This window comes from Buttiauxella noackiae (assembly GCF_000737905.1).
In the GTDB taxonomy this organism is placed as follows: Bacteria; Pseudomonadota; Gammaproteobacteria; order Enterobacterales; family Enterobacteriaceae; genus Buttiauxella; species Buttiauxella noackiae.
On the sequence record NZ_JPRU01000001.1, the window covers coordinates 1,126,599 to 1,153,025 of the forward strand.

Sequence of the window (26,427 nt, forward strand, 5' to 3'; positions counted from 1 at the left end):
TCACTTGTTTCATGATGTGAAGCTAACATTTAACGCTATGCGTTCCGGCCAACAACTCTGTATGTAAATGCTACCCGGTCGTAATGTCGCGCAACACGCTCTAACATCTGGCACATCCTCAAGGCCAAAATCGGTTCGCCAGAATTACCCCCTTCAACCGTAGCAAAGTTCGGTTGTTGCATTTTCCAGCAGAGTAAAATGGTGTAAGCCAAATAAAATACCCACACTTTCAGATTGAGTACGTCGTAATTTTTGTGGCAATTGTCGAAGGAACATTAACATTTTTATTATGACATCCTGCTGAATATCCTAATCAGCAATTGTCGGTAATGTATTTTCTTGTAAGGCAGATACATCGTGCGTGGGTAATCATTGGTTGGTGTTATGAGGGAGGCGAAATATTTACTGGCAATCGAAGCACGACACTTATCCTTATTTAGGCCATAAAAGGCTTGTCGAATGTTTGAGGACGTGAAGCAGAAGTTACATCCCAATAAAGCTATCGCGACAAAGGTTCGTAGGTGTCTGGCTTAGTTGTGGTGATTCACTTTAGATACGACGTTCCATGATAAAAGTACCGACAATGCAGCATCATGGTGCTGTAAAAACCCCGGAGCAAAGCTAATGACCGAGAATCATTTGTAAGCATCCGTTTAACCCTACATATTCAGATATTATCCGACATACTAATAATGATATCTGGCGATCCCTGGACGAAAATCGGTTTTGATAAGCTTCCGACCATCGTCATTTTGAAGTCTTTGATGAATAAAAAATTCAGAACACAGGGATAAGTTGCTTACCTAACATTTCAATACGGGAGACGAACATTAGCGACTCAGTCTCTATTGCAGTAATGCTGACAACATTACTTATCTTTAGCATTAACGGCACAGTCTGGGCGGCAGACAAGACCGCTGTGGCCTCTGTTTTTTCGCAGGGTTCAACAATGACCGATCCCATTCCACTCTCTCTGCAACATTTTGAACAAATCCAGTCTTACCAGGTTATGGTGCGTTCCGTGTCACCTCAGGATGAAACAAAAATCATCCGCTGTAGCTATCGCAAACCTGGCTATGTACGGATGGATTTTACCAGACCCCATTCAGGTGCCGTCCTCATCTATAACCCCGTCGATGGCAAAGTTAAGTTGTGGCCATTCGGCGTAGGTACTTTCCCTGTTTTGACGCTCTCGCCAACAGACTCGTTGATACAAGATGGTAATGGCCATAGGGTTGATCAATCAGACTTAGGTGTTTTGCTGAATAATATTCGTAGCCTGCAACATGGGGGTACAACAGATTATCTGGGTGAAGAGATCGTAGCGGGTAAATCGACATTACATTTATCAGTGGTCGGCCCCGAAGGAAAAACTGTCGATAATGTTCATCAATATGAAATTTGGTTAGATAAACAAAATAGATTCCCCATCAAAGTGGTCAGTTACGCACCACATGGAAAATTATTGGAAACTGTCTTCATGGATGCAATGGTTTTCAATGTCCCTTTCCCTCCCGCTTTTTTCGCGCCTTAATGGGAGCCCTGCACTATGGCTGACTATACATTTTCCACCATCTGGCGGGTCGAGGCTTCAATATCGGAGGTATGGGATATTTTATGCCATCCGGATCAGTGGCCCCAATGGTGGAGAAGTCTGGAGCAGATTATTGAGTTAAAGAAAGGTGATATTCAGGGCATTGGCGCCTTGCATCGTTATACCTGGAAAGGTGTGCTCCCCTATCGAATAACCTTCGATATTCATGTATTGAAAATTTTGCCCTTTTGCCTTTTGGAAGGTGCAGTCAGTGGAGCGGTTGAAGGCCGGGGTGTGTGGTCTATTTATGACAATGGCGTGGATACTATTGTTAGATATGACTGGAATATCCGGACTAATACACGATGGATGAACTACATGGCTCCACTGGCTGCCCCCATTTTCCGTTGGAACCACGATATGGTGATGCGCGAGGGAGCAAAAGGCTTAGCCCGTAAATTGGGTACACATGTCGAAGTGTGTTGCATCCATTAGTTGAACTCACAGCACTGGGCAAACTGATGAGATAACAGGACTGCTATGAGCGAGGAACGAAAGTTGCCTACTGAAGCCATGGCGATTCAGGAAGCAAAAAATAAAAAAGCATCCCGCCAATCTGCTCCAAAAAAGGAGATGGCTATTCCCGGTTCAATTTCGGTTATCTGTTTATGCAAGGTCGCCTTTTTGGTATGGCACACCGTACTCCCATCGTGTTTTGAAGTGTTCCTGATAAAGTTTGATCACTCGCGGTACATGCCTGAGAACCAGAATGTTTTCGCTATTGGCCTTCTCAGCGGTCGGTGTGTAGTTAAATGAGCCTGTTTCGAGGGTTCGTCCATCAACAATCATCACCTTGTCATGCTGAATGTGGTAATGGCTATCCACGCGAATGGCGACGCCGTGGCTTGTTGCATCCGTGACAGCGGCAAGTGAGAGTTTGTTGGCTTTATTCGCGCGATGATCGATGACGACCGAAACTTTCACGCCTCGCTCAGCCGCTTTATCAAGTGCTGCGGCAATATCTGATGCTTTAAATTCATAGGCCATCATTTCAATCGATTTATGAGCCCCATTAATCAGGTGTAGCACCATTGTTTGCGCTGAATGACCGTCTTTGCCGGATGAGAATCCTACTTCTACAGAGGGTGCAGCAAAAGTTGCGCCAGATACGCAAACTAGCAACCCACATAACAATTTAAGCATAAGAAAATCTCTGGAAAAGCCACAAAAGGGGCTTTCCGCCCCTCTGTTTTTAATTTGATGAAATAGGGTGCGCGCTATTCTCTCAAGCCTGCTTTGCCGTCAGCTCAGCAATCCGCACAATCACCGCCACCGCTTTTTCCATCCCCTCCAGCGTCACAAACTCATGTTTGCCGTGGTAGTTATAGCCGCCAGTGAACAGGTTCGGGCATGGTAAGCCTTTGAACGACAGCTGTGCCCCGTCTGTACCGCCGCGAATCGGCTTCATGATCGGCTCAATATCGCAATCACGCATCGCCTGCTGGGCGACTTCCACAATGTAAGGATGCTCCGCGACTTTCTCGCGCATGTTGTAATAGCTGTCGTCGATCACCAGTTCGATATAGCAATCCGGGTGCAGCCCTTTGCCCACTTTCTTTGCGATATCCATCATTTTGCGTTTACGGGCTTCAAATTGCCCGCGGTCAAAATCGCGGATGATGTAGTGCATTTCCGCTTTGTCGACCGAGCCCTTGATGCCATGCAGATGGTAAAAACCTTCGTAGCCTTCGGTACATTCCGGGCTTTCGTCAGCAGGCACTTCAGCGTGAATGCGGACGGCAATTGAGAGCGCATTCACCATTACCCCTTTTGCGGAACCAGGGTGAACGTTGTTACCCACGATTTTGATAGTGACCGACGCAGCGTTGAAGTTTTCACACTCCAGTTCACCAACACCACCGCCATCAACGGTATAGGCCCAGCGCGCATCAAATGCTTCGACGTCAAAGTACTTCGCGCCTTTGCCCACTTCTTCATCCGGCGTGAACGCAACGCGGATGTCGCCATGCGGGATCTTCTTCTCTTTCAGAACTTCTAACGCCGTCATGATTTCTGCAATTCCGGCTTTGTCATCCGCACCGAGCAGCGTTTTGCCGTCTGTAGTGATCAGCGTTTGCCCAAGCAATTGGTGCAAAACCGGGAACATCACTGGTGATAACACTTCATCGCCAATGCCCAGCGCGATATCGCCACCGCGATAATTTTCAACAATCTGCGGATTCACATTTTTGCCCGAAAAATCAGGTGCGGTATCCACATGAGAGATAAAACCAATAGCCGGAACTTTTTTATCGACGGTAGACGGAAGTGTTCCCATGACTGTGCCATGCTCAGCAATAGTCACATTAACCAAACCCATCTCTTCCATTTGGTCTTTTAGTAACCGCAACAACTTCCACTGACCTTCAGTGCTGGGAACTTGTTTTACGCCGGATTTGGACTGTGTATCCAGGGAGACATAATGTAAGAAACGTTCAAGTAATTTATCCATATCGCGCTACCCTCAATTTTTGTGACTTCATTATCAGTAAGCCGCAAATGCAAATATTGCGTTAGGTCACTTTTAGCCTGGTAGTGTTGAAAATAGTCACGAATGTAATGCAATGCGAGAGGATTTGGTGTTTGCTGCTTAAGCATCTTCAGAATCAATCCCCAGGAAAGCATCAAGGATTGGCGATTTCAATGCTTTGCCGTAGAATGCCTGCCCTTACTTTAACGTGCAGAAACCGCAAGGTGGTTAATCACAAACCCCGCATCAGCCCGCAATTTGATGCGTCTTATATGGGACAGCGTAAAAAATTGAATAAACAGCAATGTTCGCTCTCTCCGCTGGTAGAACTGGTGGGAGTAAGAAAGAGCTTTGATGGCAAAACCGTTATTTCTGATTTATCTCTCACCATTAATGATGGTGAATTTCTGACACTTCTTGGCCCCTCCGGCTGTGGCAAAACGACTGTGCTACGCTTAATTGCCGGTCTGGAAAGCGTTGATTCAGGGACTATCTCTCTTGAGGACCTGGACATTACGCGGGTTCCGGCTGAGCATCGCCACGTCAACACCGTCTTCCAGAGCTACGCTCTGTTTCCTCATATGACCGTTTTTGAAAACGTTGCGTTCGGTTTAAGAATGCAGAAAACACCAGCCGCCGAAATCCCCCCACGCGTGAATGACGCGTTGAAAATGGTGCAGCTTGAGGAATTTGCCCAGCGTTTACCGCATCAGCTTTCAGGCGGCCAGCAACAACGCGTGGCGATTGCGCGTGCGGTGGTCAACAAACCCCGTCTGTTACTTCTTGATGAGTCGCTTTCCGCGCTCGATTACAAATTGCGCAAGCAGATGCAGAACGAATTAAAAGCGCTGCAGCGTAAACTTGGTATCACCTTTGTGTTCGTGACTCACGACCAGGAAGAAGCATTAACCATGTCTGACAGGATTGTGGTGATGCGCGATGGTCACATTGAGCAAGACGGCACGCCGCGTGAAATTTATGAAGAGCCGAAAAACCTGTTTGTGGCGAGTTTTATTGGTGAGATCAACATATTCGATGCCATCGTCATTGAGCGAGTTGACGAGCAGCGGGTGCTGGCGAACGTTGAAGGCCGCGAATGCCATATTTACGTAACCATGCCAGTTACCGCTGGCCAACGATTAAAAGTGCTGCTGCGCCCGGAAGATCTTCGTGTTGAAGAGATCAACGATACCCACGTTGCCGACGGTTTGATTGGCTATGTGCGTGAACGAAACTATAAAGGCATGACGCTGGAATCTAACGTCGAGTTGGAAAACGGCAAAATGGTGATGGTCAGCGAATTCTTCAATGAAGACGATCCTGATTTTGACCATACACTTGATCAAAAAATGGCTGTGAATTGGGTTGAAAGCTGGGAGGTAGTGCTGGCAGATGAAGAGCTCACGTAAGTTCCAGAATCTGGTGATCGCCACCATCGTCGGTTGGTTGCTGCTGTTTGTGTTCTTGCCCAATCTGATGATCATCGGGACAAGTTTCCTGACGCGTGATGATGTTAATTTCGTCAGCATGGTTTTCACGTTAGATAACTACACTCGTCTTGCCGACCCGCTGTATGCGCAAGTGCTGCTGCACTCACTGAATATGGCGGTGATAGCCACCCTCGCCTGCCTGGTACTGGGCTATCCGTTTGCCTGGTTTCTTGCTCGCCTACCAGAACGCGTGCGACCGCTGCTGCTGTTTTTGCTGATCGTTCCCTTCTGGACTAACTCACTGATTCGTATTTATGGGCTGAAAATTTTCCTCAGCACCAAAGGCTATATGAATACGTTTTTGCTGTGGCTAGGCGTGATTGATACCCCGATTCGAATCATGTACACCGAAAGCGCGGTTATCCTTGGTCTGGTTTATATCCTGCTGCCATTTATGGTGATGCCGCTCTACTCCAGCATCGAAAAGCTCGACAAACCGCTGCTGGAAGCGGCTCGTGATTTGGGTGCCAGCAAACTTCAGACCTTTATCCGGATTATTATCCCGCTCACTATGCCGGGAATTATTGCCGGTTGCCTGTTGGTCATGCTGCCTGCGATGGGGCTGTTTTACGTTTCCGACCTGATGGGTGGCGCGAAAAACCTACTGATTGGTAACGTAATCAAGAGCCAGTTCCTGAATATTCGCGATTGGCCGTTTGGCGCTGCCACCAGCATTACACTGACACTGGTGATGGGTCTGATGCTGCTGATCTACTGGCGTGCTTCCAGATTGCTGAACAAAAAGGTGGAATTAGAATGATGGGTCGCCTGCTTCGCGGCGGCTTTATGACCGCCATCTATGCTTATCTGTACATCCCAATCATCATTTTGATCGTGAACTCGTTTAACAGTTCGCGTTTCGGTATTAACTGGCAAGGCTTTACCGGCAAGTGGTATAGCCTGCTGATGAACAACGACAGCTTATTGCAGGCAGCACAACACTCTCTGACAATGGCAATTTTTTCCGCTACCGCAGCAACACTAATCGGTTCGTTGACCGCTGTGGCGCTGTATCGCTATCGTTTTCGCGGCAAGCCATTTGTCAGTGGTATGTTATTTGTGGTGATGATGTCACCCGATATTGTGATGGCGATTTCGCTGCTGGTGCTATTTATGCTGCTGGGTGTGTCGCTTGGCTTCTGGTCGCTGTTGTTTTCACACATCACCTTCTGCCTGCCTTTTGTGGTGGTCACGGTCTATTCCCGCCTCAAAGGGTTCGATGTGCGAATGCTGGAAGCGGCGAAAGATCTGGGCGCCAGCGAGCTCACAATTTTACGCAAAATCCTTTTGCCACTGGCGATGCCTGCCGTTGCCGCAGGCTGGTTGCTCAGTTTTACTCTCTCGATGGACGATGTGGTGGTTTCATCTTTCGTCACCGGACCAAGTTATGAAATTTTACCATTGAAGATTTACTCAATGGTAAAGGTTGGTGTTTCACCCGAGGTGAACGCACTTGCCACCATTTTATTAGTACTCTCGCTGGTCCTGGTGGTTGCCAGTCAGCTTATTCTTCGTGATAAAACCAGGGGACATTAATATGACTAAATGGTCACGCCACCTGCTCGCTGCGAGCGTTCTGGCACTGGGTATGGGCGCTGCACATGCCGATGATAGCAAGACACTCTATTTCTATAACTGGACCGAGTATGTGCCACCAGGCCTGCTTGAGCAGTTCACCAAAGAAACCGGTATTAAGGTGATTTATTCGACTTATGAGTCGAATGAAACCATGTACGCCAAGCTGAAAACCTATAAAGATGGCGCTTACGATTTAGTGGTGCCATCGACCTACTTTGTCGCGAAAATGCGCAAAGAAGGCATGATCCAAAAGATCGATAAAAGCAAACTGAGCAACTTCAAAAATCTCGACCCGGAGATGCTCAACAAGCCGTTTGACCCGAATAACGATTATTCAATTCCCTATATCTGGGGTGCGACGGCAATTGGCGTAAACAGTGATTCAATTGACCCGAAAACCATCACTAGCTGGGCTGATTTGTGGAAACCAGAATATAAGCAAAGCCTGTTGCTGACTGATGATGCGCGTGAAGTGTTCCAGGTCGCGCTGCGCAAACTCGGCTACTCCGGCAACACCACCGATCCTAAAGAGATTGAAGCGGCATACCACGAGCTACAAAAGCTAATGCCAAACGTGGCGGCATTCAACTCTGATAACCCAGCTAACCCGTATATGGAAGGCGAAGTGAATCTCGGCATGGTGTGGAATGGTTCTGCTTTCGTTGCCCGCCAGGCGGGTACGCCGTTGGAAATTGTCTGGCCAAAAGAAGGCGGGATTTTCTGGATGGATAACCTTTCTATTCCGGCGAATGCTAAAAACGTCGATGGTGCGCTAAAACTGATTAACTTCCTGCTGCGCCCGGACGTGGCAAAACAGGTGGCTGAAACCATCGGCTACCCAACGCCAAATCTTGAAGCACGCAAATTGCTGCCTAAAGAAGTGTCCGGTGATAAAACGCTCTACCCGGATGAAGCGGTGCTAAAAAATGGTGAGTGGCAAAACGATGTTGGTGATGCCAGCACGATTTATGAGAATTACTATCAGAAGCTGAAAGCAGGCCGTTAATTTTTTACCCGGCGGGGCTGTAGTCCCGCCTTTTTAATTCATCCTTTCGCCTTATGGCATAGCCTCCCTCTTTTTCTACGCTTGAATAAACCCCTGACTGTTGCCGTCATCCCGCTCCCCCCGCTCGTTACAGAATGAGTGAAAATCGTGATGAATACATTCTTTATACTGGTCCAACTGCTCAACCTTGGCATTTTCACCGCCTTTATTCTTGCGAAGAAAGAGAAGCCCGAGGCTAAACCACTGATTGATATCAGAGCAATACAACTCTTACGGCTCACTTATTTGCTACCCATAATCGCCTTCGCGTGGAGCCTTTTCCTTGTGCAACGCGTTACGCCGCTGGATTGGGTTTGTTTGCTGATAGCCATTGCAGGAACCGTTCTGGTGGTTAAAGGAAAAATCGATTTAGGAACACATCATACCTGGACGGGATATTACCTTCCCCATGCACCGCGAATACACAGCGGGATCTTTTCGTGGATAGCGCACCCGATGTACGCTGGAATCATTATGGTGATCCTCTCTTGCAGCGCAGTGTATGTGACCCGATTGCCCTGGTATATCAGTGCATTGGCATTACTTTGCTGCACGTATATTTCGCTATTTTTGATTATCGTGGCTTTGCGAGAAGAGAAGTTATTTGTCGCGGCGAGGGTGTGATTTATTGATATTAATAGGCGGGCAACATCCGCTACCCGCTATTTGTTATAGCCCTTTAAGCAAGCGCTCGACATACTCTGGCACTACTTCGCTGGCTAAGCCGTAGAATTTTTCCTCGAACTCGCTGCCTACCTGGCTTGGTTCAAGATTCAGCTCAACCGTATGCGCACCTTGCAAACGGGCTTCGTGTACAAACCCGGCAGCGGGGTAAACGTGGCCTGATGTGCCGATAGCAATAAAGTAATCGGCTGTAGCAATAGCCTGATAAATCTCATCCATACCCAGTGGCATTTCACCAAACCACACCACATGTGGGCGCAGCGGTGCAGAAATCTGGCAGCAATGGCAGCGGTCTTCGCGGGTAATATCCCCTTTCCACTCCAGCACTTGCCCACTGTGCGCACAGCGAACTTTCAACAGTTCACCGTGCATATGGATGATGTTTTTATTTCCGGCTCGTTCATGGAGGTTATCAATATTCTGCGTCACCAACAGGAAGTGATCCCCCAGTTCTTCTTCCAGACGAGCCAGTGCCAGATGGGCAGCATTCGGTTTAATTTCCGACTGCTGAAGTTGCTGGCGGCGAGCGTTATAAAACGCCTGAACCAATTGGGGATCGCGTGCGAAGCCTTCAGGCGTCGCAACATCTTCAACCCTGTGCTCTTCCCACAAACCATCAGTGGCGCGGAAAGTTCGAATACCTGACTCTGCGGAAATTCCCGCGCCAGTCAGAACCACAACTCTGGGTTTTTCCATCGCTTCGGGTCCAGGTATATCTCTGAAAAAAGCACGTTGACGTAAACGCTGACGGAGCAGACGCTTGGTTTTGCGAAACCGGCTTAGCCGATGTTGACGACGCGATAGCATAATTTACTCCGTGAGATGGAGGAATGCCGCACCACGCATACCACCAGCATCACCATGTCGCGCAGGTTCAATACGCGGTACTTTTGCCACAGGCAGAAGATACTTAGGTAGACGCTCAGGCAGTTGCTGGTACATCTCAGTAAAGTTAGACAACCCACCGCCGATCACGACCAGATGCGCATCAATTGCCGTTAAAAGGCTGCCAAGACAGCAGGCCAGCAGTTCAACAAAGCGATCGACATGGGCTACGGCCTTGTTATCCCCTGCGCGGTAGCGAGCTACAATTTCTTTAGAGTCCAGTGGTTCAGAGTAGAAGTGCTGATAAACCCACGCAAATCCACGGCCAGAAAGATAGTTTTCAATACAGCCATGTTGCCCGCAGCCGCAGCGCGTGAGGGGAATATCACGGCCCAGCACATTCAGTGCATCAACCGGCAGGCGGGTATGACCAAACTCACCGGTAATATAATTGCGCCCGGTAATGGATTTACCGTTGACGATGATGCCACCGCCAACACCCGTGCCAAGAATCAGCCCCATAACCACCGGGTAATCACGAAATTCATCATCCCAGGCCTCAGAGAGCGCAAAACAGTTCGCATCGTTGTCCATGCGCACTTCACGCCCGAGCATTGCGCTCAGATCGGCCTGTACTGGTTTTCCGCTGGCTGCGGGAACATTCGCCGCATATAACGTGCCGTCATCTGTGACGGGCATTCCGGGGATACCAATACCCACCGAGCCTTTAATACCAAAACGGCTATCGGCTTCCTGTACCATGGAAGCGATAGCCGCTAAAAAGTTCTCATAACTGTCATGCGGGGTGGGAACACGTTTTTCCCATTGCAGACGACGTTCCCTGTCGTAGACCCCAAGAGCCATTTTGCTGCCACCAATATCAAATCCGTAATACATCGTTTCTCCCTATACCCGTCATAATTCAAGCCAACACACCTGCGGCTTGAATTACTTAGGGTATATATTTTGGTGAAGAATTTATTGTCCGCTTAATACTCGCGCCGGATCGATATTACTGGCTCGGCGCGCCGGATACCAACTGGCAAGTAAACTCAGTAGCAATGCTGTGATCAGTACATAAAATACATCCAGCCAATGCAGTTCAGATGGCAAGAAATCAATGAAGTAGATATCGCCTGACAAGAACTGGTGGCCGATTAATTTTTCAATCACGCGGATAATATTGGTCAATTGCCAGGAGGCCAGCACCCCAACAATCACACCACTTACACTACCAAATAACCCGGCAAGCAGGCCGTACCAGACGAAAATGGCGCGAATCAGACCATCTTTTGCCCCAAGGGTACGCAATACAGCAATGTCGCTGCTCTTGTCTTTAACCGCCATCACCAGCGTGGAAACGATGTTAAAACAGGCCACGCCGATAACCAGCACCATCGCCAGATACATGATGGCGCGAATCATTTGAATATCGCGATACATATAGCCGTAAGTGCCAATCCAGCTTTTGATATAAACGTAAGCATTAGTCACTTCGCCCGCATCACGCACAAGCTTATTGGCATTGAAAACGTCATTGACCTTGATAGCGATACCGGTGACGCTGTCGCCCATATCCAGATAGCTCTGCGCATCAGCCATTGGCACCATTGCCAGGCTGTGGTCAAGTTGACCACTAAGAGCAAGGATTCCAGTGACATGCAGGCGAACACGTTTCGGTTGCAGAAGTTTAGTACCGCCATCACTGTTCGGAATCATGATGGATACCCAATCGCCCTGCTTCACCTTCAGCGCATCGGCAACACCTTTACCAATGATGATTTGCTGCTGACCCGCTTTAAAATCCTTCCAGCCATTGTTCTGCACATACTCTGGCAACGCGCTCAGATGCGTTTCCTGTTCCGGATCGACGCCTTTTACCACGATGGCGCGCAGGTTAGCACCGCTTTCCACAAGGCCAGTGAAGTTGATATACGGCGCGGCAGCAACGATACCTTTAACCTTCTCGACGCGTTGCAATACATCTTTCCAGCCGTGGAATGGCTGATTAACAGGCTCGATTTCACCATGTGGCACAACGGCAAGCACGCGATTATTCAGCTCACGCTCAAAACCGTTCATTGCACTCAGCCCCACAATCAGTACCGCGACACCCAATGCGATACCTAACGTGGAGATAATGGAGATGAGAGACACCATGCCGCTGCGACGACGCCCGCGGCTAAAACGTAAACCAATCAGCAGTGACAGTGGCGAAGCCATTAATCGGCTCCCATCAAAGTCAGCTCATGAGTCAGCCGACCATCTTGCATTTCTAACTGACGAGACATGCGTTTCGCCAGTTTAAGGTCGTGAGTGACCACCAAAAACGCCGTTCCCTGACGCACATTCAGCTCGCCCAGCAGTTCGAAAATGCTATCTGCATTACGTGCATCGAGGTTACCAGTCGGTTCATCAGCCAATACCAGACGCGGGTTATTCACCAGTGCACGAGCAATCGCCACACGCTGGCGTTCGCCACCGGACAACTCTGACGGACGGTGATTGCTGCGGTGAGCAAGCCCTACCGCTTTAAGCATGTCCAGCGCACGTTGCTTTGTTTCATCGGTATTCTTTTTGCCGATTAGCAGCGGCATGGCGACGTTTTCCATCGCGGTAAAATCAGGCAGCAAATGGTGGAACTGATAAATAAATCCCAGCTCCCGGTTGCGCAGTTCCGCTTTCGCGGAAGAGGACATTGCACTCATTGCTTTGCCATTAAAAATGACATCGCCTGAGGTTGGCGTATCCAGGCCGCCCAACAGGTGCAGCAAAGTACTTTTACCAGAACCAGAGCTGCCGACTATCGCCATTAACTCACCGGTGTTGATGCTGAAGCTGACATCATGCAACACGTCCGTTTGCACTTTGCCTTCCTGATAGCGTTTGCACAGCTTGTCACACTGCAACAGGACAGAATTACTCATAACGTAAAGCCTCAGCGGGAAGTGTCGCGGCGGCACGCCACGATGGATAAAGCGTGGATAACAAAGCGACAGCCATAGCAATAATCGCAATCACAATAACTTGTACAGGGTCGATAGCGACCGGCAACGCAGCACCATCGAGCAATGCGCCAATAATCGGCATTAAATTGTTCAACTGGCTCGCAAGCAGCACACCAAGCAACGCCCCCAGCAGAGCGCCGATAACACCCGCGCTCGCCCCCTGCACCATAAACACTGCCATGATTTGGCGACGCGTGAGCCCCTGGGTCTGAAGAATGGCAACTTCACCTTGCTTTTCCATCACCAGCAAACCGAGCGACGTAATAATGTTAAAGGCGGCAACGGCCACAATCAGGCTCAATAGCAGCCCCATCATATTTTTTTCCATGCGCACAGCCTGGAACAGCTCACCTTTACGCTCGCGCCAGTCTTTCCACTCTGTACCCTTAGGCAAGGTTTGTTGGCTCAGGACATCCACCTTCAGTGGTTCAGCCAGCCACAAGCGCCAGCCGGTAATATTGCCTAACGGGTAACGCATCAGGCGTGATGCATCTTGCTGGTTTACCAGCATTTGATAACCGTCGACTTCGCTATTAGCCGCGAAGGTACCAATCACATTAAACAAACGCTGGCTGGGTAAACGGCCCATAGGCGTAAACTGGCTGGCGGAAGGCACCATTACACGGATGCTGTCACCACGCTTAATACCCAATTGCCCGGCAAGTTGTTCACCAAGAATAATGTTGTACTGCCCTGCGACCAGGTCTGTTTGCTTTACGTTGACCAGGAACGGCGAAAGCGGATCTTTTTCTTCCGGATTAACCCCGAGCATGACACCCACAGCAACGCTGCGCGCACTCTGCAGCACTACATCACCCGTAGTAATCGGTGCAATGCGCGTAACACCTTCGAGTTTTAACTCTTTTGCAGGAAGTGTTTCAGGGTTAATAGAACCACTGGTTGAGGTGATTACAGCTTGTGGCATCAAGCCAAGAATGTTGTTTTGCAGTTCACGTTCAAAGCCGTTCATCACGGAAAGCACCGTGACCAGTGCCATTACGCCAAGCGTAATGCCAATAGTCGACAGCCAGGAGACGAAGCGACCGAAGCGGTCAGCTGCTCGCCCACGCATGTAGCGCAGGCCTATAAATAACGCGACAGGTTGATACATGTATTCCGTCTTGTGGCAGTTGCGGATGCAAAGTTGGCGAGAAGTATATAAGCGATATCGTATCAAGTAAATGAAACGTAACGTTTTTTTGATATTTCAGAACATGTGAAATACCAATTAAATCAAACTCATAACATCTTGTTTTCGCTGTAAAGCCGCATCAATTCGGTTATTAATTAATCATGCGGAATTTCTGAATTACACCTAATTCTTACAAAAACAGACAAATCAGGTAAAAAAATGCCTGACAATCTTCCACCCTGATAGCAAATACAGGCCAACAGAAGATTAAGCCCGCGCATGAAAAACAAGCAACTGTGGATCAACCATATCAAGGGGCTATGTATCTGCCTTGTCGTTATCTATCACTCGGTGATTACCTTTTACCCGCATCTGACGCAACTCGAAGCGGGTCTGCCTGAATACATTGCGAAAAGCTGGATCTACCTGAATCTCTATCTGGCGCCGTTTCGTATGCCCGTGTTCTTCTTTATTTCTGGTTTTTTAATCACCCGCTATATCGAGTCGGTGAAATGGCCTGAATGCATGGATAAGCGCATCTGGAATATTTTTTATGTCCTGGTGCTGTGGGGTGTTTTGCAATGGCTGGGGATTTCGCTAATCAACCAGTGGCTAGCCCCCGACCTGGTACGTAACCCCACGTCTAATGCCGCGTACTCGGAAACCCTGTTGCAATTTGCCACCAGCATGGCAAAAGCCAGTACCAGCCTTTGGTATCTCTATGCGCTGATAGTCTATTTCGTGATATTCAAAAGTCTGCACTGCTATAAAGTTCCGGTAATCATCATGCTGCTTGGCGTCAACGTGGCAATCAGCTTTATGCCGTTACCGTGGTGGGGCATGAACAGCGTGGTGCGCAACATGTGTTATTACGGTTTGGGTGCATGGTTTGGCCCACAATTGATGACGTGGATGAAAGCGACCCATTTTCGCCAACATCCGCTGCTTTGTACGGCGGTCGCTCTGCTCTCAGTAGCCCTGTATCTGGTGAATGTCCCAGTAGTGATTTCCGTGGTGTCGATATTTGTCATTATGAAGCTGTTTTATATTCTGGATAGTTGGCGCGAAAGCCGCTCTGATGCCTTTCTGAATATCGTTGGTTCTAACACCATTGCCATTTACACCACCCACCGCATCATCATCGAAGCATTGAGCCTGTTTATGATCGGGCAAATCAACACAGACAGAATCTCCGATAACCTGCTGATCGCAGTTTTACTGGTTTATCCGTTTGTCAGCCTGGCAACGTGCACTTTAATAGGTTTGGGATTCAGGAAATTATCACGTGCGCTATGGGGTGATCTGTTTTTTACCCCTCCCGCCAAAATGGTGTTCGCGGCTGACAGACGTTAAGCGTTCTTTCTCAGGAGGCTTTGCGATTGGGTTGCTAATACAAAACGATCGCGGATAATAAACAACATTGTTTTCGAGTGCTTATCAATACCCTGCAGTTTGAAAGGCGCAACCTGAGAGATGCTGACGTCCACCATGTCTGAAAATTATCGCTATTCCTTACCTGTTAAAGCTGGCGATCAGCGCCAGCTTGGAGAACTCACCGGTTCAGCTTGTGCGACTGAAGTTGCCGAGATCGTCGAGCGCCATAGCGGGCCGGTGGTGCTGATTGCCCCTGATATGCAGAATGCTCTACGTCTGCATGACGAAATTAGCCAGTTTACGGAAAGCCTGGTGGTGAATCTTGCTGACTGGGAAACGCTGCCGTACGACAGTTTTTCACCGCATCAGGAAATTATCTCTTCGCGTTTATCTACGTTGTATCAATTGCCAACCATGCAGCGTGGCGTGCTGATATTGCCAGTCAACACCTTGATGCAACGCGTCTGCCCGCATAGTTATTTGCATGGCCACGCGCTGGTGATGAAAAAAGGTCAGCGTTTATCGCGTGACAACCTACGTAGCCAATTAGAACAGGCAGGTTATCGCAGCGTTGATCAAGTCATGGAACACGGTGAATTTGCTACCCGTGGCGCACTGCTGGATTTGTACCCGATGGGCAGTGAGCAACCTTATCGCATCGACTTTTTCGATGATGAAATCGACAGCCTGCGCGTGTTTGATGTCGATACACAGCGCACACTTCAGGAAGTTGATGCCATCAACTTACTGCCTGCTCATGAATTCCCGACCGATAAAACGGCTATTGAACTGTTCCGTAGCAAGTGGCGTGACAAGTTTGACGTGAAGCGTGAACCTGAGCATATCTATCAGCAAGTCAGCAAAGGCACGCTTCCGGCAGGGATTGAATACTGGCAGCCGCTGTTCTTTAGCGAGCCATTACCGCCGCTGTTTAGCTATTTCCCGAAAAATACCTTGCTGATTAATACCGGCGATATCGAAACCAGCGCCGAGCGCTTCTGGCAGGATACGTTCGCTCGTTTCGAAAACCGTGGTGTTGACCCAATGCGTCCACTGCTGCCACCGGAAAATCTGTGGCTACGCGTGGACGAACTCTTCAGCGAGCTAAAAGCCTGGCCGCGAATCCAGCTAAAAACCGAATCTCTGGCCGATAAAGCCGCGTTCACCAATCTGGGTTATCGCGTATTACCCGATCTTTCAGTTCAGGCGCAGCAAAAAGCCCCGCTCGATAACTTACGTAAATTCCTTGAGTCTTTTGCCGGGCCGGTAGTGTTTTCCGTAGAAAGTGAAGGCCGCCGTGAAGCGTTGAGCGAGCTATTGTCACGCATTAAAGTGGCACCAAAGCGCATCTATCGTCTTGATGAGGCTGTGGATAAAGGCCGATACCTGATGTTGGGGTCAAGCGAACACGGCTTTATCGACACTCTGCGTAACCGGGCATTAATTTGCGAAAGCGACCTGCTGGGCGAGCGCGTTAGCCGCCGTCGTCAGGATAACCGTCGCACCATTAACCCGGATACGCTGATCCGCAACCTCGCCGAGCTGCATACCGGGCAACCGGTGGTGCATCTTGAACATGGCGTTGGGCGATATGCGGGGTTAACCACCCTTGAAGCCGGTGGCATAACAGCTGAATATCTGATGTTGACCTACGCGGGCGACGCTAAACTCTACGTGCCTGTTTCGTCGCTCCATTTGATTAGCCGCTATGCAGGCGGTGCCGAAGAAAATGCGCCGCTGCATAAACTCGGTAGCGATGCGTGGTCCCGCGCGCGCCAGAAAGCGGCAGAAAAAGTGCGCGATGTTGCTGCTGAACTGCTGGATATTTACGCGCAACGTGCTGCCAAAGAGGGCTTTGCCTTTAAGCACGATCGCGAACAGTATCAAATGTTCTGCGATGGCTTCCCGTTTGAAACCACGCCCGATCAGGCTCAGGCCATCAACGCAGTACTAAGCGATATGTGCCAACCGCTCGCCATGGACCGCCTGGTATGTGGCGACGTGGGCTTTGGTAAAACCGAAGTCGCCATGCGCGCCGCATTCCTTGCCGTTGAAAATAACAAACAAGTTGCGGTATTGGTGCCAACTACCCTGCTTGCGCAGCAGCACTTGGACAACTTCCGCGACCGTTTCGCCAACTGGCCAGTGCGCATCGAAATGCTGTCACGTTTTCGTACCGCTAAAGAACAGGCGCAAATTCTCGAAGAAGCGCGAGAAGGGAAAGTCGATATTCTGATCGGTACGCATAAGCTATTGCAAAATGACGTGAAGATGAAAGATCTCGGCCTGCTGATTGTCGATGAAGAACACCGCTTTGGTGTGCGTCATAAAGAGCGCATTAAAGCCATGCGTGCCGATGTCGATATCCTGACGTTAACTGCCACACCAATTCCACGTACGCTGAATATGGCTATGAGCGGAATGCGCGATTTGTCGATTATCGCAACGCCTCCGGCGCGCCGACTGGCAGTTAAAACCTTCGTTCGCGAGTACGACAGCCTGGTGGTTCGCGAAGCGATTTTGCGTGAAGTGCTGCGTGGTGGTCAGGTCTACTATCTCTATAACGATGTAGAAAACATCCAGAAAGCAGCAGATCGCCTCGCCGAGCTTGTACCGGAGGCACGTATTACTATCGGCCACGGTCAAATGCGTGAGCGTGAGCTGGAACGAGTGATGAACGACTTCCACCACCAGCGTTTTAACGTTCTGGTGTGCACCACGATTATCGAAACTGGTATCGATATTCCGACTGCCAATACCATCATTATTGAACGTGCAGATCATTTCGGCCTGGCACAGTTACACCAGTTGCGTGGCCGCGTCGGGCGTTCGCATCACCAGGCTTATGCATGGCTTCTGACACCACATCCGAAAGCGATGACTACCGACGCGCAGAAACGCCTGGAAGCTATCGCGTCGCTAGAAGACCTGGGGGCTGGCTTTGCGCTGGCGACTCACGATCTTGAAATTCGCGGCGCGGGTGAATTACTTGGCGAAGGCCAAAGTGGTTCGATGGAAACTATCGGCTTCTCGCTGTACATGGAGATGCTGGAAAACGCCGTCGATGCGCTCAAAGAGGGCCGCGAGCCGTCGCTTGAGGATTTGACCAGTAGCCAAACCGAAGTTGAACTGCGTATGCCCGCGTTGTTGCCGGATGATTTCATCCCGGACGTCAATACTCGTCTGTCGTTCTATAAGCGCATTGCCAGTGCCAAAACGGCACATGAGCTTGATGAATTAAAAGTAGAATTGATTGACCGCTTTGGCCTGTTGCCGGACGCCGCTCGTAATCTGCTGGATATCGCAGCATTACGCCAGCAGGCGCAAAAACTCGGCGTACGTAAGATTGAAGGTCATGACAAAGGTGGTGTGATTGAGTTTGCGGAAAAAAACCACGTTAACCCAGTCTGGTTGATTGGTTTGCTGCAAAAACAGCCGCAACATTACCGTCTGGATGGGCCAACGCGACTCAAATTTATTGAAGACCTCGCAGATCGTAAAGCGCGTATGGAATGGGTACGTAACTTTATGCATCAGCTGGCGCAGAACGCTGTAGCGTAGTGCCCATGGTGGCGGGTAGCGTTTGCGCTTACCCGCCCTACTCCATTTCATTGTAACATTTACACATTCTTTCAATCCGCCAGGATTTCCCGACATCTCCCCCTGCCATAATCATCGATTAACTTTTTTATAACATTAACCATAATATTTATAGGGCTTATCGTGATTACCTCTTTGAGCGTTTTATCATCTCGCAAGGCACGCGCTATGCGTTGGCTGGCGTCGATTATGCTGGTTAGTGCAGCACTCGCCGCTTTTAACGCGAATGCCAACTCTTATCCTCTACCAGCAGAAGGCAGCCGTCTTATCGGCCAGAATTTTTTCCATGAGGTAAAAGATGACGGTGGTTCACTTGAGGCTATCGCAAAAAAATACAACGTCGGTTTCCTTGCGTTATTGCAGGCCAACCCCGGTGTCGATCCCTATGTTCCCCGTGCGGGAAGTGTTTTAACCATCCCGCGCCAAATGCTACTGCCGGATGCACCACGTGAAGGGCTGGTTCTCAATCTTGCCGAGCTGCGCGTTTACTATTATCCCAAAGGAAAGAACAGCGTAACGGTTTATCCGATTGGTATCGGTCAACTTGGCGGTGATACGGTAACACCAACGATGGTGACCAGTGTTTCAGATAAACGGGCCAATCCAACCTGGACCCCGACTGCAAATATTCGCGCTCGTTACCTGGCAAATGGCATAAAGCTTCCAGCTGTTGTTCCTGCCGGACCAGAGAACCCAATGGGCCACCATGCGATTCGTCTCGCAGCCTTTGGCGGGGTTTATCTGCTGCACGGGACTAACGCAGATTTCGGCATTGGCATGCGTGTCAGCTCGGGTTGTATTCGTCTGCGTGATGACGATATTAAAGCGCTGTACAAAGATATGCCTGTCGGAACGCCCGTTCGCATTATCAATACCGCGATTAAAACTTCGGTGGAGCCAGACGGCACGCGCTTAGTTGAAGTGCATCAGCCATTGTCTAAAGACATTAATGACGATCCTAAAGTGCTGCCGATTGTGCTCACAGAGCAGATGAAACAGTTCCAGGCCGCGCCGGAAACCGATGCAACCGTAATGGAAGAAGCAATGAAACATCGTTCGGGTATGCCAATTGATGTGAACGCGCATACTGTAGCAACCAACGAAATCTAAGTTCTCAGAGTGCTTGAGAAATGAAAAAGGCCTCGTTTTTCAACGAGGCCTTTTTCGTGGCAAGTTTTATAAATCAGCGCAATGAGGGTTAACGCTTATTTATAAATTACTGCTGTACCGTGCAGAGTGTTCGGGCCAGTTACAGAAGTGATACGGAATGAGCTGGCACCCATTTGATCGGCTTTCTCAGCCAGTTGGTCTTCAAGCGAACCCAGGTTTGTACCCGCAGTCGCGGTGATAGTACCGACTTTTTGTTGACCGGTTGGCGTTGCCTGCACTTCAACAGCGGCAAAGCTTGCGAAAGAGAGTGAACTCAGAACAGCAGCAGCGATAAGAGTTTTTACGTTTTTCATGTTATTTACCTTGAGCAGATGATTTATTAGGCCGTTAAGTTCTTTACTTAACGATCGATAACTAAATCATAGATGTGATCTGCATCACACGTCAAACTATTTTTATAACGCTCGTTAATTATTTTATAAACACACTATTTTTCATAAGCATAGGATTAAATTATTTTTAATAATCAACCTATGGCTTACGCGTGTTATTATTTTTATAATGATCGTTCATTAAACAACAAAAGGTTAAACGGTTTTCTATGTCTACTGACACCAGTTGCATCAAAAAAAGCCGTGGCCGACCGAAGGTGTTTGACAGGGAAGCAGCACTCGACAAGGCCATGGCTTTGTTCTGGCAACACGGCTATGAAGCCACCTCTATGGCACATTTGGTTGAAGCAACTGGCGCAAAAGCCCCGACGCTTTATGCCGAATTCACCAATAAAGAGGGGCTATTCAAAGCGGTGTTAGATCGCTACATCGCGCGCTTTGCACAAAAACACGAAGCCTGTTTGTTCTGTGAGGAGCGCTCACTTGAAGAGGCTTTAGAAGATTATCTCTCTATCGTCGCGAAGCTTTTCACCGATAAAGACACGCCGGCGGGCTGCTTTATCATCTGTACATCGTCAGTACTGGCGGCATCTTCGGAAGATATTGCTACGGTCATCAAAGCCCGTCATGCAATGCAGGAAAAGACGCTGGTGCATTTCCTGGAAAAACGCCAGCAGAAAGGTGAGATTCCGGCCAGCAGTTGTGTTCACAAACTGGCGAAGTACCTGTGCTGTATCATTCAGGGGATGTCGGTCAGCGCCCGTGAAAACGCCAGCTACGCAGAGCTGATGCAGATAGTCAGCACCACGATGCGGCTATTACCAGAGCTGAAGAAAGTCTGAATATCGGGCGGCATTTGCCGCCCTTTTCGTTTGCCTTAACGCTCTCGCCCTTTGCTCCAGTAGGCCATAAAGTTGATAGCGTCATGGCTCACACCGCATTCTCCGATTAAATAACGGCGCAGCATTTTCACAACGGATGATTCCGCCGCAACCCAGCCGTAAAAGGCGTTACTGGCTGTAGTGGCTTTATCCCACAACAGTTCACCTTCAGACTCTTCATTAACTGTTTCTGTAATTCCAGCAGTTTCAGGAAGCTGGGCACATTGACTCACCGCCTTGAGCAAGCACTCCCCATGCCTTGCATTGACAGCCTTTCGCGGCAACCAATGAATTTTCGCAAAACCAAATTCACTTAAATCCACGCAGTCCCCCTGCTCCGGGACTTCAAAAAACGCCTGAATTTCTGGCGGATGTTGCTGTTTCGACAGAAGTTCAAGTATGCCTCGCGCCGCAGGCAGTGCCGTTTCATCCGCAACAATTAACCCCTGGCGCAAACCCGCAGGTGGCGTCCATTCATAACCGCCGCTGTCTGCCGGATACTCAGCATTCGGTGCAACAATTTGTATTTTGTCACCAGGTTGCGAGCTAATCGCCCATGCGGAGGCTGGCCCTTCCGTGCCGTGGCTCACGAATTCAACCGTCACTTCCTGACGCTCGCGGTCAACGCGGCGCAAGGTATAGGTACGCACAACTGGCCGCTTTTCTTTAGGTAATTCTTGCAGCAACGAATACCACTGCCCGTGGTCTGGCAAGTTAGGAATTGAGCCATCTTCCGACGGGAACAACATTTTGATTCGCTGATCGGGCGAATCACATTTCATGTTTGCCACATCCGGACCGCCAAATACCAGACTCAACAGCGAAGGTGAAACGTGTGATTTATGCATTAGCCGCACATTAAACAATCTGTAGCTTTGTACCTCTGCCATTTCAACTCCTTTGCCTTGTCTTGCCTAAGCCCGAAAAAGTAACCCACAGAAATCATATGATTATTCATAAGATTAATTTGAGAAATACTATCAATTGAGATTGATAATGAGAAACGTTATCGGCAAAATTCAGCTCGTTCTTATTTCAAAACATTTTCAAATGTTAATATTTTCCCATCCAAGGAATGATGATGATGCATAAAAACGCACGCTGGGTGCTTAACCCGCTGCTTCTGGCGATGATGGCTCCGGCTTTCGCGCAGCAAACTTCCGAAGAAAATATTCTGGTTTCTGCCAACCGTATGCACCGTACGGTGGCTGAAATGGCGCAGACCACCTGGGTTATTGAAGGCACCGAGCTTGAGCAACAGATTCAGGGAGGTAAGGAGCTGAAAGACGCACTTGCACAGTTAATTCCCGGTCTGGATGTCAGCAGCCAAAGTCGTACCAACTACGGCATGAATATGCGTGGACGTTCTATCGTGGTTTTAGTGGATGGCGTTCGTCTGAACTCTTCCCGTACCGATAGCCGCCAGCTCGACTCTATCGACCCTTTTAACATCGAACATATCGAAGTTATTTCTGGTGCAACTTCGCTGTACGGCGGTGGTAGCACTGGTGGCTTGATTAACATCGTGACGAAAAAGGGGCAGCCTGACACTCAGGTCGAATTTGAAACCGGGATTAAGTCTGGTTTTAACAGCAGTAAAGATCATGATGAACGTGTCGCCAGCGCCATATCTGGCGGTAACGATAATGCCTCCGGCCGTTTATCGGTGGCTTATCAGAAATTTGGTGGCTGGTTTGATGGCAATGGCGACCAGACTTTGCTCGATAACACGCAAACCGGTTTACAGTATTCCGACCGTCTGGATGTGATGGGTACCGGCACAATAAACATTGATGAAACCCAGCAATTGCAGGTGGTGACGCAATACTACAAGAGCCAGGGAGACGATGATTACGGGCTGAATCTGGGTGAAAATTTCTCAGCAGTGACCGGTAACGGCAACGCGTTTGTCAGTGACAAGCTTAATTCTGACCGCATTCCTGGTACCGAACGCCATCTGATTAGCCTGCAATATTCCAACAGCGACTTCCTCGGCCAGGAAGTTGTTGGGCAAATTTACTACCGTGATGAGTCACTGACTTTCTATCCATTCCCGACGCTCACGCGTGGAGCCGTAACCAGTTTCTCAGCCTCCCAGCAGGATACCGATCAGTACGGTGCGAAACTGGCTCTCACCAGCCAACCACTAGATGGCTGGCAGATTACCTATGGAGTTGATGCCGATCACGAGAGCTTTACCTCCAACCAAATGTTCTTTGATCTGGCGAAAGCGAACGCTTCAGGTGGCCTGAATAACCAGAGTATTTACACCACCGGGCGCTATCCGGGATACACCATCACGAACCTCGCACCGTTCCTGCAAACCAGCTATGACATCAACGACCTGTTTACCGTTAGTGGCGGCGTGCGCTATCAGTGGACTGAGAATAAAGTCGATGACTTTATTGGCTTTACTCAGCAACAAGGTATCGCAAACGGCATCGCTCAGTCTGCGGACGCAATCCCTGGTGGCAGCACTGATTACGACAATGCGTTATTCAATGCTGGTCTGTTGATGCACATCACTGAACGCCAACAAGCGTGGTTTAACTTCTCGCAAGGCGTGGAGCTGCCAGATCCAGGCAAATACTACGGCAATGGCACTTACCGTCTGGTGAATGGTCATTACCAACTGGTAAATAGCGTGAACGTTGGGCAGTCAAAACTTCAGGGGATCAAGGTCGATTCTTATGAGTTGGGTTGGCGTTATACCGGCGACAGTCTGCGTAGCCAGATTGCGGCGTACTACTCATTGTCCGACAAGTCTATCTCCATCAACCGTGCAGATATGACCATCAATGTGGAAGATGACAAACGTCGTATTTACGGTGTTGAAGGTGCAGTGGATTACTTTATTCCGGACTCCAACTGGAGCACCGGCGTTAACTTCAACGTGCTGAAGTCCGAAACCAAAGTGGATGGTAAATGGCAGAAATGGGACGTGATTTACGCAAGCCCATCGAAAGCCACCGCTTATGTCGGCTGGGCGCCAGACCCATGGAGCCTGCGCGTTCAAAGCCAGCAAACCTTCGATTTAACCGACGCCAGCGACAATAAGATCAATGGTTATAACACCGTCGACTTTATTGGAAGCTACGCTCTACCATTAGGCAAACTGAGCTTCAGCATCGAAAACTTGCTGGATAAAGATTACACCACCGTGTGGGGCCAGCGCGCACCGCTGCTGTATAGCCCAACTTACGGCAGCCCTGCACTGTACGAATACAAGGGCCGTGGACGCACTTACGGTGTGAATTACTCGTTCTTGTTCTAAGCTAATACCCGCTGACTGGCTAAAAACCAGTCAGCGTTTTACCCTCGTACACAAAATCCCACTCGACCCCAGCGCAATAGTCATTTAAAACATACGGACTCTAACGATAGGCACGACTTCTATTTGGTAAGGTATTTATATGTTGGCAGGTATTATTGGTTTAGGTTCGGTTATCGAAACAGCATATCTTCCGGCGCTACGCCGCATGTCACTCCCTTCTATCGAATTGTTTGGTTACGATGCTGACCCGGCGAGGCAAGTTGACGGTGTTCAACGTTGTGATTCAATGGATGCATTGCTGGCATTGCCGCTCGACGTCGTGCTGATAACCACCTCCTCACTTCACCACTTACCGGTGCTTGAAACGGTACTGCAAAGCAAAGTTCCCGTCATTGTGGTTGAAAAGCCAGTCGCCGCCACACTTGCGCAGCTTGAACAACTAAAAACGTTGCTAGCAGATCCCCGGAAAGCCGCGCGTGTTCTGGCGTTAGATCACTGGATGGTGCGCACTCAGGCTTGCCAATATATTAATGATATCAATGAAATAAGCCATATCGAAGCTTTCTTGCTTGAACCCAGCGGCTTTAATGCTGCTGGAGAACCCATTGCGCTGAACTTTGCTACGGGTGAGGCAGATACCCGCCAGTTACGCCACCCTGATGGCGTAATTGTTGATATCGGCACCCATGTTCTCGCCATGATGCGTGAAACCGTCCAACAGTTGGGTGGCAATGACAAATTATGCGTTGAGCTCAGTTACGCCCGGGATCGGTTAGGAAATGCCATTTCAGTCGGTGATTTTACGACCGCTGAAGGCGAGGCGCTGTTAACCGGAACTATGAGCGGCATTCCCTTTACGCTCCATCTTAATAAATATGCCGGGCCTGCTGGTGGCCAAAAAGGGATGCGGATTCATCTTCATGACGGGCAAATTATTAATATCGACCGTGAAGGTACGAATGAAGTGGTTGAGCGAATTTCAACGCAAAACAGCGAACGCAATCTCATCGCTGGGCCGTTATATGATCGCTGTTTACTGGATGTTGTGTTTGGCGAAAACAGACTCTTCGCCCGTGCCGCCGAACAAGTCCCTGCCTGTACTCAGCGGCGGATAGTTGAGGTGACTGCGCTCCTGGAATTACAGCAACAATTACGTGGTTGTCATTAGTAAAAACCAAAGCAGTGGTGCATGACCATTCCCAAGAGAATCAGCCAGCGCATCACTGTTAATTTTTTCAACGGAAAGTATTTGACTGATCGTTCCATAATCAATACTATGCCGCCTCAACTCATTTCAAGTCCCCCACCCCTATGAGTGCTGAAAAACCAACCTTTCCCGGTCGTCCGCGCAAGTTCGAAGATCAGGATGTCATTGATGCTGCTGTCGCTGTTTTTAGTGCCAATGGTTATGCAGGTACCTCTGCGCAAGATTTATGCGATGGCACAGGACTAGGGCGGGGAAGCTTATATAATGCCTTTGGTAGCAAGCAAGCTCTGTACGAGCAAGCTTTGTTGCGCAGCCATGAGCAAACTATGTCAGCACAATTAGCAATACTCACACAATCTGGTCTGGTGAAAGAGCGATTACATACTCTGCTACTTTGGGGTATTGCCGAAGATCTTTCTCTTCCAGAACAGCATGATGCTATGGTTTTATTTTCAGCCCTGGAGATGGGCAGCAAAGATGAAGCTGTTGCCGGTCTGAATAATGAATATCGTCAACGCTTAGAACAAACGCTGGTTGCAGTATTTATCGAAGGTCAACAAAGCGGTGAACTAGGCAATAAAGCATCGCCCGTCGAAATGGCAAGAGGCTTTATGGCAGGCTATTACGGTTTACGTGTGCTAAATAAAAATATCTCAGATAGAAAAATCCTCGAAGATGTCGTCGCTGGTCTGTTAATCAATTTATAAATTCAAGCGTAAAGTTCATCAATTTTCCACATCCATTTTTGTAACGAACATTCCAA

General features: G+C 49.0%; 23 protein-coding genes and 1 pseudogene. 14 read left to right on the forward strand and 10 right to left on the reverse strand.

Translation table 11 applies throughout. The features are described from left to right. Positions 1–69: 69 nt before the first annotated feature. Positions 70–339: pseudogene (locus tag IX31_RS23575) on the reverse strand (hypothetical protein); the annotation flags it as partial. Positions 340–856: 517 nt separating this feature from the next. Between IX31_RS23575 and IX31_RS05155 the strand changes: the two are divergent. Both IX31_RS05155 and IX31_RS05160 read left to right on the forward strand, forming a co-directional pair. Then, a complete protein-coding gene (locus IX31_RS05155) occupies positions 857–1,534 on the forward strand; it encodes a DUF1571 domain-containing protein (RefSeq protein WP_081908625.1) in 678 nt (225 codons plus the stop codon). 15 nt (positions 1,535–1,549) lie between these two features. Continuing rightward, on the forward strand, positions 1,550–2,029 hold the full coding sequence (locus IX31_RS05160; protein ID WP_034456106.1) for an SRPBCC family protein: 480 nt from the start codon (positions 1,550–1,552) through the stop codon (positions 2,027–2,029). A 171-nt stretch (positions 2,030–2,200) separates the two neighbouring features. On the opposite strand, the gene IX31_RS05165 is transcribed toward IX31_RS05160, so the two are convergent. Both IX31_RS05165 and pepT read right to left on the reverse strand, forming a co-directional pair. After that, positions 2,201–2,737, reverse strand: a complete 537-nt coding sequence (locus tag IX31_RS05165) for a phospholipase D family nuclease (protein ID WP_034456107.1) — start codon at positions 2,735–2,737, stop codon at positions 2,201–2,203. A gap of 82 nt (positions 2,738–2,819) precedes the next feature. Beyond that, complete coding sequence (gene pepT / locus IX31_RS05170; RefSeq protein WP_034456108.1) at positions 2,820–4,046, reverse strand: peptidase T; 1,227 nt, start codon at positions 4,044–4,046, stop codon at positions 2,820–2,822. Between the two features lie 290 nt (positions 4,047–4,336). Here pepT and potA point away from each other — a divergent pair, with 290 nt between their 5' ends. The 5 genes from potA (at position 4,337) to IX31_RS05195 (ending at position 8,801) form a co-directional block, all read left to right on the forward strand. Beyond that, positions 4,337–5,473, forward strand: coding sequence for a spermidine/putrescine ABC transporter ATP-binding protein PotA (gene potA / locus IX31_RS05175; RefSeq protein ID WP_034457169.1), 1,137 nt, complete (start codon positions 4,337–4,339; stop codon positions 5,471–5,473). Beyond that, complete coding sequence (gene potB / locus IX31_RS05180; protein WP_034456109.1) at positions 5,457–6,314, forward strand: spermidine/putrescine ABC transporter permease PotB; 858 nt, start codon at positions 5,457–5,459, stop codon at positions 6,312–6,314. The genes potA and potB overlap by 17 nt, the downstream gene beginning before the upstream one ends. Continuing rightward, the gene (gene potC / locus IX31_RS05185) at positions 6,311–7,090 is read left to right on the forward strand and encodes a spermidine/putrescine ABC transporter permease PotC (protein ID WP_034456110.1); all 780 of its coding nucleotides are present in this window, start codon (positions 6,311–6,313) and stop codon (positions 7,088–7,090) included. The genes potB and potC overlap by 4 nt, the downstream gene beginning before the upstream one ends. Before the next feature lies 1 nt (position 7,091). Then, the gene (gene potD / locus IX31_RS05190; RefSeq protein ID WP_034456111.1) at positions 7,092–8,138 is read left to right on the forward strand and encodes a spermidine/putrescine ABC transporter substrate-binding protein PotD; all 1,047 of its coding nucleotides are present in this window, start codon (positions 7,092–7,094) and stop codon (positions 8,136–8,138) included. Positions 8,139–8,288: 150 nt separating this feature from the next. Further along, the gene (locus IX31_RS05195) at positions 8,289–8,801 is read left to right on the forward strand and encodes a methyltransferase (RefSeq protein WP_034456113.1); all 513 of its coding nucleotides are present in this window, start codon (positions 8,289–8,291) and stop codon (positions 8,799–8,801) included. Between the two features lie 45 nt (positions 8,802–8,846). Here IX31_RS05195 and cobB read toward each other — a convergent pair whose 3' ends face one another. The 5 genes from cobB to lolC form a co-directional block, all read right to left on the reverse strand. Continuing rightward, positions 8,847–9,668, reverse strand: a complete 822-nt coding sequence (cobB, locus tag IX31_RS05200) for a Sir2 family NAD+-dependent deacetylase (protein WP_034456114.1) — start codon at positions 9,666–9,668, stop codon at positions 8,847–8,849. Between the two features lie 3 nt (positions 9,669–9,671). Continuing rightward, positions 9,672–10,583 (reverse strand): N-acetylglucosamine kinase, encoded by a 912-nt coding sequence (gene nagK, locus IX31_RS05205; RefSeq protein ID WP_034456116.1) that lies wholly within the window; start codon positions 10,581–10,583, stop codon positions 9,672–9,674. 81 nt (positions 10,584–10,664) lie between these two features. Continuing rightward, positions 10,665–11,909, reverse strand: a complete 1,245-nt coding sequence (lolE, locus tag IX31_RS05210; RefSeq protein ID WP_034456117.1) for a lipoprotein-releasing ABC transporter permease subunit LolE — start codon at positions 11,907–11,909, stop codon at positions 10,665–10,667. Continuing rightward, the gene (lolD, locus tag IX31_RS05215; RefSeq protein WP_034456120.1) at positions 11,909–12,613 is read right to left on the reverse strand and encodes a lipoprotein-releasing ABC transporter ATP-binding protein LolD; all 705 of its coding nucleotides are present in this window, start codon (positions 12,611–12,613) and stop codon (positions 11,909–11,911) included. The genes lolE and lolD overlap by 1 nt, the downstream gene beginning before the upstream one ends. Next, a complete protein-coding gene (gene lolC, locus IX31_RS05220; RefSeq protein WP_034456121.1) occupies positions 12,606–13,805 on the reverse strand; it encodes a lipoprotein-releasing ABC transporter permease subunit LolC in 1,200 nt (399 codons plus the stop codon). The genes lolD and lolC overlap by 8 nt, the downstream gene beginning before the upstream one ends. 300 nt (positions 13,806–14,105) lie before the next feature. On the opposite strand from lolC, the gene IX31_RS05225 reads away from it, so the two are divergent. The 3 genes from IX31_RS05225 to ldtC all read left to right on the forward strand — a co-directional run bounded on the left by IX31_RS05225 (position 14,106) and on the right by ldtC (position 19,910). Continuing rightward, complete coding sequence (locus IX31_RS05225; protein ID WP_034456122.1) at positions 14,106–15,179, forward strand: acyltransferase family protein; 1,074 nt, start codon at positions 14,106–14,108, stop codon at positions 15,177–15,179. A gap of 135 nt (positions 15,180–15,314) precedes the next feature. Next, positions 15,315–18,761, forward strand: coding sequence for a transcription-repair coupling factor (gene mfd, locus IX31_RS05230; RefSeq protein WP_034456124.1), 3,447 nt, complete (start codon positions 15,315–15,317; stop codon positions 18,759–18,761). A gap of 207 nt (positions 18,762–18,968) precedes the next feature. After that, entirely contained in the window at positions 18,969–19,910 is a 942-nt protein-coding gene (gene ldtC / locus IX31_RS05235; RefSeq protein ID WP_034456126.1) for a L,D-transpeptidase LdtC, read from the forward strand. A gap of 95 nt (positions 19,911–20,005) precedes the next feature. Here ldtC and bhsA read toward each other — a convergent pair whose 3' ends face one another. Further along, entirely contained in the window at positions 20,006–20,263 is a 258-nt protein-coding gene (gene bhsA / locus IX31_RS05240; protein ID WP_034456127.1) for a multiple stress resistance protein BhsA, read from the reverse strand. A 248-nt stretch (positions 20,264–20,511) separates the two neighbouring features. Here bhsA and IX31_RS05245 point away from each other — a divergent pair, with 248 nt between their 5' ends. Beyond that, entirely contained in the window at positions 20,512–21,144 is a 633-nt protein-coding gene (locus tag IX31_RS05245; protein WP_034456128.1) for a TetR/AcrR family transcriptional regulator, read from the forward strand. Between the two features lie 35 nt (positions 21,145–21,179). On the opposite strand, the gene IX31_RS05250 is transcribed toward IX31_RS05245, so the two are convergent. Then, entirely contained in the window at positions 21,180–22,073 is an 894-nt protein-coding gene (locus tag IX31_RS05250) for a siderophore-interacting protein (protein WP_034456129.1), read from the reverse strand. 194 nt (positions 22,074–22,267) lie between these two features. Here IX31_RS05250 and iutA point away from each other — a divergent pair, with 194 nt between their 5' ends. The 3 genes from iutA (at position 22,268) to IX31_RS05265 (ending at position 26,371) form a co-directional block, all read left to right on the forward strand. Further along, on the forward strand, positions 22,268–24,457 hold the full coding sequence (iutA, locus tag IX31_RS05255) for a ferric aerobactin receptor IutA (RefSeq protein WP_034457170.1): 2,190 nt from the start codon (positions 22,268–22,270) through the stop codon (positions 24,455–24,457). Between the two features lie 139 nt (positions 24,458–24,596). Then, positions 24,597–25,625, forward strand: a complete 1,029-nt coding sequence (locus tag IX31_RS05260; RefSeq protein ID WP_034456130.1) for a Gfo/Idh/MocA family protein — start codon at positions 24,597–24,599, stop codon at positions 25,623–25,625. A 143-nt stretch (positions 25,626–25,768) separates the two neighbouring features. Beyond that, positions 25,769–26,371, forward strand: a complete 603-nt coding sequence (locus IX31_RS05265) for a TetR/AcrR family transcriptional regulator (RefSeq protein ID WP_034456131.1) — start codon at positions 25,769–25,771, stop codon at positions 26,369–26,371. Positions 26,372–26,427 lie beyond the last annotated feature (56 nt).

What these genes read in the sequence shown, in the direction of transcription:
- IX31_RS05260 (WP_034456130.1), top strand. Translation starts at nt 24,597, where the DNA reads ATGTTGGCAGGTATTATTGGTTTAGGTTCGGTTATCGAAACAGCATAT.
- potC (WP_034456110.1), top strand. Translation starts at nt 6,311, where the DNA reads ATGATGGGTCGCCTGCTTCGCGGCGGCTTTATGACCGCCATCTATGCT.
- bhsA (WP_034456127.1), bottom strand. Translation starts at nt 20,263, where the DNA reads ATGAAAAACGTAAAAACTCTTATCGCTGCTGCTGTTCTGAGTTCACTC.
- iutA (WP_034457170.1), top strand. Translation starts at nt 22,268, where the DNA reads ATGCATAAAAACGCACGCTGGGTGCTTAACCCGCTGCTTCTGGCGATG.
- potB (WP_034456109.1), top strand. Translation starts at nt 5,457, where the DNA reads ATGAAGAGCTCACGTAAGTTCCAGAATCTGGTGATCGCCACCATCGTC.
- IX31_RS05225 (WP_034456122.1), top strand. Translation starts at nt 14,106, where the DNA reads ATGAAAAACAAGCAACTGTGGATCAACCATATCAAGGGGCTATGTATC.
- IX31_RS05160 (WP_034456106.1), top strand. Translation starts at nt 1,550, where the DNA reads ATGGCTGACTATACATTTTCCACCATCTGGCGGGTCGAGGCTTCAATA.
- lolC (WP_034456121.1), bottom strand. Translation starts at nt 13,805, where the DNA reads ATGTATCAACCTGTCGCGTTATTTATAGGCCTGCGCTACATGCGTGGG.
- IX31_RS05250 (WP_034456129.1), bottom strand. Translation starts at nt 22,073, where the DNA reads ATGGCAGAGGTACAAAGCTACAGATTGTTTAATGTGCGGCTAATGCAT.
- IX31_RS05155 (WP_081908625.1), top strand. Translation starts at nt 857, where the DNA reads ATGCTGACAACATTACTTATCTTTAGCATTAACGGCACAGTCTGGGCG.
- mfd (WP_034456124.1), top strand. Translation starts at nt 15,315, where the DNA reads ATGTCTGAAAATTATCGCTATTCCTTACCTGTTAAAGCTGGCGATCAG.
- IX31_RS05245 (WP_034456128.1), top strand. Translation starts at nt 20,512, where the DNA reads ATGTCTACTGACACCAGTTGCATCAAAAAAAGCCGTGGCCGACCGAAG.
- IX31_RS05195 (WP_034456113.1), top strand. Translation starts at nt 8,289, where the DNA reads ATGAATACATTCTTTATACTGGTCCAACTGCTCAACCTTGGCATTTTC.
- pepT (WP_034456108.1), bottom strand. Translation starts at nt 4,046, where the DNA reads ATGGATAAATTACTTGAACGTTTCTTACATTATGTCTCCCTGGATACA.
- potA (WP_034457169.1), top strand. Translation starts at nt 4,337, where the DNA reads ATGGGACAGCGTAAAAAATTGAATAAACAGCAATGTTCGCTCTCTCCG.
- nagK (WP_034456116.1), bottom strand. Translation starts at nt 10,583, where the DNA reads ATGTATTACGGATTTGATATTGGTGGCAGCAAAATGGCTCTTGGGGTC.
- lolE (WP_034456117.1), bottom strand. Translation starts at nt 11,909, where the DNA reads ATGGCTTCGCCACTGTCACTGCTGATTGGTTTACGTTTTAGCCGCGGG.
- IX31_RS05165 (WP_034456107.1), bottom strand. Translation starts at nt 2,737, where the DNA reads ATGCTTAAATTGTTATGTGGGTTGCTAGTTTGCGTATCTGGCGCAACT.
- IX31_RS05265 (WP_034456131.1), top strand. Translation starts at nt 25,769, where the DNA reads ATGAGTGCTGAAAAACCAACCTTTCCCGGTCGTCCGCGCAAGTTCGAA.
- ldtC (WP_034456126.1), top strand. Translation starts at nt 18,969, where the DNA reads ATGCGTTGGCTGGCGTCGATTATGCTGGTTAGTGCAGCACTCGCCGCT.
- lolD (WP_034456120.1), bottom strand. Translation starts at nt 12,613, where the DNA reads ATGAGTAATTCTGTCCTGTTGCAGTGTGACAAGCTGTGCAAACGCTAT.
- cobB (WP_034456114.1), bottom strand. Translation starts at nt 9,668, where the DNA reads ATGCTATCGCGTCGTCAACATCGGCTAAGCCGGTTTCGCAAAACCAAG.
- potD (WP_034456111.1), top strand. Translation starts at nt 7,092, where the DNA reads ATGACTAAATGGTCACGCCACCTGCTCGCTGCGAGCGTTCTGGCACTG.